The 9951-nt window shown below is 38.1% G+C and carries 3 protein-coding genes; 1 reads left to right on the forward strand and 2 read right to left on the reverse strand.

Annotated elements, in window-relative coordinates; translation table 11 throughout:
* Positions 1-2265: hypothetical protein (locus tag F6K40_RS35500; RefSeq protein WP_293143443.1), on the reverse strand; the 2265-nt coding region annotated here is incomplete at its 3' end.
* Positions 2266-3579: 1314 nt separating this feature from the next.
* Here F6K40_RS35500 and F6K40_RS35505 point away from each other — a divergent pair.
* Positions 3580-6363, forward strand: a complete 2784-nt coding sequence (locus tag F6K40_RS35505; protein WP_293143446.1) for a Calx-beta domain-containing protein — start codon at positions 3580-3582, stop codon at positions 6361-6363.
* Positions 6364-6945: 582 nt separating this feature from the next.
* Here F6K40_RS35505 and F6K40_RS35510 read toward each other — a convergent pair.
* Positions 6946-9951, reverse strand: a 3006-nt coding sequence (locus tag F6K40_RS35510) for a CHAT domain-containing protein (protein WP_293143449.1), incomplete at its 5' end; no start/stop codon positions are given.

Below are 9951 nucleotides of genomic sequence, written 5' to 3' on the forward strand. Positions count from 1 at the left end.
AGGAGTTAATGTTGGTACTGGATTCACACTAAAGTTACTAAAAGTCAAGTCATCTATACCAAACACTGCTTCATTTTCATCTATAATCTCGAATCGCACAATACCTGGACCGGATATAGATAAAGCTTGTCCTGTTAGAGCTGTAAAAGTGTCTGAATCAACAATATTGCCAAATTCATCAAAACCTGTAAGGGTTAGTTTCTCCTCATTATTACTTCCGTCATCATTGAACGCACGACGATCGCCGGCAAATACAGAAATAAAGTTAACTGCCTCTGTGAAAGAACCGCTAAGATTTCCTCCAGCAGGATCGTTTCTGATCGCATTAGCTGGTAGAGACTGAGCTGGTCTGTCAGGGTTACTAGCAATAATCCGGATTTCTTGGTCAAAAACAATACCTAAGTCTTGGAAAGTATTACCGGATAGCACTTCTAGATCGTTAAATTGATCGAAATTAATAGTTACTGACTCAGCTGTAGTTGGCGTGACAATCTGGTCTAAAACAGACGCTGCACCTAAACCTTCTAGAATTGTAGAACGTAAAAAATTGATTGTTTCTTGTGTCTGTAATTGATTTTGATTATTGAGGACTGAAGTGGGTTGAGGAGTTAATGTTGGTACTGGATTCACACTAAAGTTACTAAAAGTCAAGTCATCTATACCAAACACTGCTTCATTTTCATCTATAATCTCGAATCGCACAATACCTGGACCGGATATAGATAAAGCTTGTCCTGTTAGAGCTGTAAAAGTGTCTGAATCAACAATATTGCCAAATTCATCAAAACCTGTAAGGGTTAGTTTCTCCTCATTATTACTTCCGTCATCATTGAACGCACGACGATCGCCGGCAAATACAGAAATAAAGTTAACTGCCTCTGTGAAAGAACCGCTAAGATTTCCTCCAGCAGGATCGTTTCTGATCGCATTAGCTGGTAGAGACTGAGCTGGTCTGTCAGGGTTACTAGCAATAATCCGGATTTCTTGGTCAAAAACAATACCTAAGTCTTGGAAAGTATTACCGGATAGCACTTCTAGATCGTTAAATTGATCGAAATTAATAGTTACTGATTCAGCTGTAGTTGGCGTGACAATCTGGTCTAAAACAGGCACAGTACCTAAATCTTGTAGAATTGTAGAACGTAAAAAATTGATTGTTTCTTGTGTCTGTAATTGATTATTCTGTACTAAAGTTGGTTCAGGAGTTAATGTTGGTATTTGATTAAAAGTAAAGTTATCCATAGCTATTCCTCCCATATTTTGAATTTCAAATCGAGTTATACCAGTTCCAGATACAGATAAAGTCTGTGCTTCTGTATTTTCAAAAGTGTCTGAGTCAACAATATTGCCAAATTGATCAAAACCAAGAAGAGTTACATTATCTATATCCCCTCCACTATCTCCTGCAAAGACTGAAATCAAATCGACTGGTTGTGTGAAAAAACCGCTAATATTTCCTCCCACGGAATTATCATTTGTGGCAATAGTTGTGCTAGATTCAGCACTGCCACCAACAGGATTTTCCTCCGGTGAAATGTTCCAAAGTCTTAAGGGATCGTCAAAGATAACTCCCAAATTGCTAAAATTATCACCAGCGATAACTGCATCATTGCTAGTGCTAAATAGATCCAGATCGAAATTAATAGTTATACTTCCATCTGGGTTACTTGGTATAGAAATAGGAGCAAAAAGAGGATTACTGGGCGAACGTTGTTCGATAACAGGTTCAGGATTAGGGGAGAAAGTAAAGTTATCAATACCTGCTCGCTCTATATTATCGATCTCAAATCGAACAATACCAGGACTAGATATAGATAAACTCTGTGGTGTTGAAGATGTAAAAGTTGCAGAGGCCAGAAGATTGCCAAATTCATCAAAACCCCTAAGAGTTACTGTCTCCTGATCGTCTAGACGATAATCCCCTGCAAAAACTGAAATAAAGCTAACTGGTTCTGTGAAAGAACCACTAAGATTTCCTGCGATCGGGTCTTGTCGTAATGCAGCACCGGGTAAGGATTGAGATGGTCTCTGAATATTGGTATTAACAATTATCAATTCTTGATCGAAAATAACATTTGAATTTTGGAAAGTATCACCGGGGATAACTTCAAAATCGCTAAATTCATCAAAATTAATAGTTACTGCCTCAGCTGATTGAGTTGGTATTACAACGGGAGGTAAGGGAAAAAAAGTATCTAAACTGTTTACAACTGTAGAACGTAAAAAGTTTGTATAACTTTTTGCGCCTATTTGCTGATCTACCATCCTAATTATTTTGCATATTAACTAAATTTAATTTAGTTAATTAAATCAAATTTTAGTCAAGTTCGCTACTGTAAAGTTACATAATTTTAAATTTAAAATTATACTTCATTTTCCGTATTTTCTCTAGTAATTAGGAAGTTTAGAATGGAAACTATCACAGAAATCTCGGATAAAAAATCAATATATCCGGTTTTATATAGATGTATATTCTTAATAAGATTTTTTTTTATACTGACTATATTTCTTATCTTTCTTTGTATAAATCTTATTAATGTTGAATTGTTTGAGGCAAAATATTACATAAACTACTTGAATAAATAATTTATTAGTTTAGAATTTTTTTTAGTTGCTATTATTACTTTTTATAAAATACAGTCTTACGGCGGATTTCACCAAGGGTGAGCTACACTCATGGTGGGCATCTTGCCCGCACTATAAACATTTAATTGTTAATATCTGTACTTCAGATATCTGGAATGGGTGCATCTCAATGCAAGAAGAAAGCCAAAAATTTATTGCTTTTAGGGAACACTTAACTGGGAACACTTAACTGAGAATAGGGAATAGGAAAAAAGTATTTTGGCAAATATGAGATGCACCCCCTGGAATATGCTGTATTTTAAAATTAAAGTAGCTATAATTAAAGATTACCTGCAAATATTTTGATATTTTTAATAGTCCAAATTAAAGCTTTGCCCAAATCATAAATATAGCAATTTCCACACTGGTGAGGCACAAAATTCCTAATTTTTCGGTCCATAGATAATGGATAATGGATAATTGATAATTGATAATTGATAATGGATAATTGATAATTGATAATTACCTCCCCCTAAAAGGGAGAGAATTGACGCTCAAGGAAAAAATAAATTTCTCTTGGTCGATTGGATATGGCGAGGAAACCTCGCCATCCCTCCCTACGGGAAGCTCCGCTAACGACCGCTTTTTTCCCTTTATCGGGGAAGCTTTAAAGGTGAATTATTTAATTATTAATTATTAATAATTCGGTAATTATAGTTGGGTGGGAATGGAAAATAAGAAAAAAAACTGTACTTCAGTAACTTGAGAAACGTTTTATAAATTTTTATAAAGAAATTAAAATTATTGCGGATCAGACTGAGGAGAAAATGAAGAATCAAGGGTTATGAAGGAATAATATCATGTCCGGTTGAATAGTTATAATTAGAAGCTCTCGTAGTATTGCTTGAGCAACTTCTATAGTTAGAATTAGAGTCCTACTACAAACAAAAGCTTTTTTTCTCATTAATTATCCGGACATTATATAAATATATTTTTTAAAGAGGCAAAGCAATAATGTTAGAATCACGTTTTGAATATGGCAGCGATCGCTCACTAATATCTAGTAGTTTAGGGAATGGAGAAAATACTCAATATTATTTAATTTCGGAAGAAGAAATAACCCTACAAACTGGCGAAAGAAGTACCAATTTTGATGATTCTGAATCTGATTTAGAAACTGCTTTTCCTCTCCAGAAATATGAAACAGAGTTAGATGAAATTTTATTGACTGGACCAGAAATTATTACTACAGAATCGACACTGAATTCTATTGTTTTGAGGTCTGCTAGTAATACCGAAACAGATCCTCTAACAGGTGTGGAAGATGGAGAACAACTGGTAGGAGAATTTATTGGTCAAGAACCACCTTTACTATTGACTGAAGTTTCTGAAAAAGGAGAAAAAACAAACTTTGAAAATTCACCTATAATTCGTCAGGAAGAAGTTGAATTAGATTTTAATCTTCTAGATGATACAGATAAATCTGAAAAAACTCTCAGATTAAATTTATTTGCAGATGTTACCCTAGAGGTGAAACTTGACGAAGTAAAAAGTTCACCAAATAAACAAGATTGGGTACGAACTGGTACAGTAATAGGTGTCGAAAATAGTCAAGTTATTTTGATTAGTAGTAAAGATGAAAATAGTATTTTAGGAGAAATCAGACTAGACTATGCAGACCCAGACAAACCAGATGAATTTTATGAAATTCGTTCTACAGACCCAGATAAAGTTGTAGTCAATCAACTGGAAAATTCCTCCTTTTCTCATTGTCATATTTGTGGAGGGAACCATCAAACACCCAACCATCAAGATAACCAATCAAATTTAGAAGATATTCTTGGAAATGGCAGTTTTGATAGTGTGTTTAATCCAATTGTTCGTCGAAGAACGGCACCATTATCTAGTAACAAAAAAATCGATGGTTTATTAACTAAAACTCGTTGGGATACAGGAGAAGACAATATAATTACTTATAGCTTTTTCTCAAATAGAGCAATTAATTCATACTATGGCAGAGAAAATCCATTGCCAGTAACTGACCCTATTAAAAGAAATGCCAGAAAGATTTTTAATCTCTTTGAACAATATCTAGATGTCAAATTTCAAGAAGTAACAGATACAGCAGATAACTATGGTCAAATACGCATAATGTTATCCAATGGACCATTAGCAGGTGACTCCCGTGGTTACGCATACCAACCACCCGGTTCAGCAGAAAATCCTATTGATGGAGATGTACATTTATCATCTGTTTATCAACACGAATATGAGGATGTTCCCGGAAGTTTTGGTTATATAACGATCGCCCATGAAATAGGTCATGCTTTAGGTTTAAAACATCCTGGTAATTATAGTTCTGGAGAACGAGGTCCTTTCTTGTCTTTTGCTCAAGATAATAATACTAATACGATGATGACTTACATTGGTTTGGGTGGTTTCAATCAATATTCCACGACACCAATGACTTATGATATTCAAAGTTTGCAATATTTATATGGTAGAAACAATAATTTTAATTCCCAAAATACAACTTATTCATTTGATAGCGTTCATGGATTTTCGGATGGTAATCAATATTTAGGTAGTGCTGATACAGGAACTAAACTAACACTTTGGGATGGGGGTGGTTTTGATACTATTGATGTATCGAAACTTCCCGCTTTAGATTTAGAAGGTTTTAATTATGATTATCGCATAGATTTAAGAGAGGGTGGGTTAATTACTACTGCTGACGCTTTCAATCAACATGAATATATTGCATTTAACGACACCAGTGGCAAAAAATATAAGACTTCTACTTCTGGTACGGCGATCGCTTATGATGCCGTGATCGAAAATGTGATTAATTCTGGTGGAGACGATGTGATTTTTGCTAATGATGCTGCTAACAAGTTTAGCGGTTATGAACCAGGAAAGTTTACGGGAAATGATCGGATTGTCAGGACAAATCAAAAGGATATTTTAGACTTGTCAGAATATAGTCGCTCGGAAGTTAAGACAAGTCGAAAGAATAAAAATTTGATTCTCGATTTAGGTGAAGAAAATGGTTCAATTACTATTCCTAATTATTATGGAGTTAAAGCAAATAAGCGGATTGAGATTTTGTATGACAGATCGACTCAACCAGAAATTACTATCAATGATATTACTGTAAATGAGGGTAATAGTGGAGTACAGAGACCGAAGTTTACTGTTAATCTCAGTGAACCTAGTGACGAGACAGTGAAAGTTGATTTTGTTACCAGAAATAATGGAGCTAGAGCAAATTCAGATTATCGACGTCGTTCTCGCACTATTACTTTCAAACCAGGTGAAACCACAAAACAAATTACTGTACCAGTTTTGGGAGATACTGTTGATGAGTTGGATGAGAAATTCATTGGCGTACTTAGGAAACCCCGAAATGCTACTATTGCCGATGGTAGAGGTGTGGCAACTATTAAAGATGATGATTTGACAAGTATTTCTATTGGTGATGCTACAATAACTGAAGGTAATAGGAGTAATAAGAAAGCTAAGTTTGAAGTAACTCTTGCTCAAGAAAGTCCGAGGGAAGTAAAGGTAGATTATCAAACTAATGATAGTACAGCTATCAGTGGATCGGACTATCGTTCGCGATCGGGTACGATAACATTTAAACCTGGTCAGACAAGAAAGGTGATTCAAGTGCCTGTTTTTGGTGACACAGAAGTTGAAGAACAGGAATATTTTTGGGTGCGATTAAGCAATTCTCGAAATGCAGAAATAGATCAAGATAATCGTGCAGGTTTGGGAACTATTAAAGATAATGATTAATATATTATATAGAATCCGGGTAATTAGTTATCGTATCGCTTTAGGAGTCAGGAGTCAGGAGTCAGGAGTCAGGAGAAAGAAAAGATTTGAATAGCATGAAATTTTAAATTAGTATTCAATAGAACATCTGCATTAAGATGAAGTAATTTTGCGATTACTGTATAATATCAAATCCGGTAGTATAGCACTACGTGCTAGGGAACAGGGAACAGGGAACAGGGAACAGCAGACTTTTAAAGGCTTTCAGGATTTAGAAATGTCCTAACCTTAATGCGTAGCGCTATATCAGTATAAAAAAGCAAAGAAACCGGGTTTGTCTAAAATGCACGAAAATACTAACGTTGACCTCCAACAAACCCGGTTTCTTATAATACTCCAAAGCAAGCGGATTCGATCCGATCAAAAAACCTGCTCCTCCTTATACCTGACAGCAGTTTGCCTGCACGGTAGACCACAGTAGGGACGTTCCATGGAACGTCCCTACAAGGTTTTGGTTGTGCTGATGTGGTTCATCAATCTGAAAAGCGCTGTCAAACTCCTCCTCTTCCCTCCTGTCTCCTGTCTCCTGTCTCCTGACTCCTCCTAAAATGCCTCCCCAATCAAAGTAAATGCAGCCCAATCTTTAGGGATAGGATGTTGTTTCATTGTCGTCAACATAGCTTGCCGTAATGCTTGAGCTTTATCATCTGTTGTTTCCAGATTTTGATAAAATTCCGCCATCAAATCCGCCGTGGGCGCATCGGGAACGGACCACAAGGACACAATAATACTGGGAACTCCGGCTGCAACCAAAGAGCGCGACAATCCAATAACGCCATCGCTGGTGACGTCCCCTTGTCCGGTTTTACAGGCACTCAGAACTACTAATTCGGCGTTTAATTTCATTTGTAATAATTCGCCTGCCGTCAGCAAACCATCGTTGTCTTTTCCTGTACCGGATGGCCCCAGGGCAATGGCACCGGGGACGCCCAATCCTTTGAAATCATCTAATAGTCCGTGGGTGGCGAAATGAATCTTTCGCGCTTGAGAGAGTAAGGGTAAAATTGCGGCTTTGGTAGCATTTTTGCCTGTCAGGGGTTCGGTATCGAGCAGTTCGGCAATTTTTCTCGCTTCTATTTCAGCATGACGTAAGTTGGGTAATTGCGTTGGTTTTTCTTGTCCAGCGCTAGTTTTGACTTTGGGCATGGTAGGATTGCCGACAACTAAAGCTCCCTGAACTGCATCGGAGAGTTTTTGCCGTTTTTCGTGGGTTAAGCTCAAGACTTCGATAGATGGGGCAGTGAGAATGGTATGTTTTTCGATTAAGTAGTTACTGTCTTCGTCTTGTAAGGCAGCAAAGGGAACGAGAAAGAGGTCTTGGTGCGGGATGAAGATTACCCTGTCATTCTCGTCTTTTGGTAAAAGGTGGGCGATCGGTTCAATCAGCAGTTGATGCAGTTTTTGTAAGCGTTCTCGATTGTAGCCATTGACGATGGCGACGACATCTGTAATGGGACGTTGAATGGTAATGCCTTCTTCCCAACTTTCCTGTCGGATGATGAGATTTTCTTGCTGAATATCGACGACTTGCCAGGGTTGATCGAATTCGTCGTCGTTTAATTTGACGAAATCCCCAATGGCAATGGTAGATTTTCCGCCATCACCACGGCATTTGTCTTGAATGATGCACCAATATCCGTTGTTGACTAATTCTTCGAGAGAAATGTCTTGCGGGAGTTCAACGCTGCGAAATTCAAGTTCGCCGGTGGGTTGGATGACATAAATATAGAGTTTGTTGAAGACGATGGAATATTCTACCAAGGTGGCATTCTGCTGTTGGGCAATTTGTTGGATTTCCTTGATAGAAGGGTATTTTGGAGTTAGCGGACGGTTCGATGGAGTCGTTCGATTTTGTTTCAGCAAATCGATCAAGGCACGAGCCCGTCCTCGTTCGGCGATTTCTAGGGCTTGATGAATTTTGTTTTGAGCAATCAGGACTTCTTGTAAATTAAGATAAACATGAGATTGCGTTTCAAAAATAGAAACTTTTTGGGAATCTTTCAAATTGAACCGCAAAGATTCATACAGCTCCAATCCCTTTCTGAGATGGGTTTCGGCCTCTGTCAAATTTCCAGATTTAAAAAAAAACCACCCCAGATTGCCCAGAGAACTAGCAATTCCAGGGCGATCTCCGATTTCCTGCTTGATCTGCAAACTCCGCTGATGGTAGTCAATTGCCCGTTCATACTCCCCGAGGGAAGAGTAAACATTTCCCAGATTATTCAGAGAAGTAGCAACTCCTTTGCGCTCCCCGATTTCCTGAAAAATCTGCAAACTCTGCTGATGGTGTTCAATGGCCTGTTCATACTGCGCTTTGGAATAGTAAACAAGTCCCAGATTATGCAGAGAAGCAGCAACTCCTTTGCGATCGCCAATTTCCTGAGAAATTGACAAACCCTGCTGATGGTAGTCAATCGCCTCTTTATACTCCCCGAGGGAATAGTAAACAGTTCCCAGATTATGCAGAGAAGCAGCAACTCCTTTGCGATCATCAATTTCCTGAAAAATTGACAAACTCTGCTGATGATCGTCAATGGCCTGTTTATACTGCCCGAGGTTACTGTAAACAAGTCCCAGATTGCCCAGAGAATAAGCAATTCCTTTACGATCGCCTATTTTCTGAAAAATTGACAAACTCTGCTGATGATGGTAAATGGCCTGTTCATATTCCCCGATGTCACGGTAAACAGTTCCTAGATTATTCATAGAAGAAGCAACTTCTTTGCGATTGCCAATTTCCTGAAGAATCTGCAAACTCTGCTGATGATGGTAAATGGCCTGTTCATACTCCCCGATGTTACGGTAAACAGTTCCCAGATTATTCAGAGAAAAAGCAACTCCTTTGCGATCGCCCATTTCCTGGTCAATCTGCAAACTTCGCTTATAGTAGTCAATCGCCTGTTCATACTTCCTGATATCAAGGTAAACAGTTCCCAGATTGGCCAGAGAAGTAGCAACTCCAGAGCGATCGCCAATTTCCTGCCTAATCTGCAAACTTCGCTTATAGTAGTCAATTGCCTGTTCATATTCCCTGAGCAAAGAGTAAACATTTCCCAGATTATTCAGAGAAGTAGCAACTCCAGAGCGATCGCCGATTTCCTGCCTAATCTGTAAACTCTGCTGATGGTAGCCAATCGCCTGTTCATACTTCCCGATGTTACGGTAAACACTTCCCAGATTGCCCAGAGAAGTAGCAACTCCAGAGCGATCGCTAATTTCCTGCCTAATCTGTAAACTCCCCTGATGGTAGTCAATCGCCTGTTCATACTTCCCTAGGTAATTGTAAACAACTCCCAGATTATTCAGAGATTTAGCAACTCCTTGGAGATATTCTATTTCTCGATAAATAGCTAATGCCTGCTGCCAAGATTCTAATGCAACTTCAAATTGACTGGTATTATATTGTTCTATTCCTTGCAGATTTAGTCTGTCTGCCTCTGCTTTGCGGGACTCTGAGGTTTGTGCGACTACCGGAGATGCTAACAAAAATGAGCCATTGAGCAACAAAGGGAGTGAAACATTGGTTAGTAAAGTAACAAGTAGAATCAA

This window comes from Okeania sp. SIO3I5 (assembly GCF_010672085.1).
Lineage (GTDB): Bacteria > Cyanobacteriota > Cyanobacteriia > Cyanobacteriales > Microcoleaceae > Trichodesmium.

What these genes read in the sequence shown, in the direction of transcription:
- F6K40_RS35505 (WP_293143446.1), top strand. Translation starts at nt 3,580, where the DNA reads ATGTTAGAATCACGTTTTGAATATGGCAGCGATCGCTCACTAATATCT.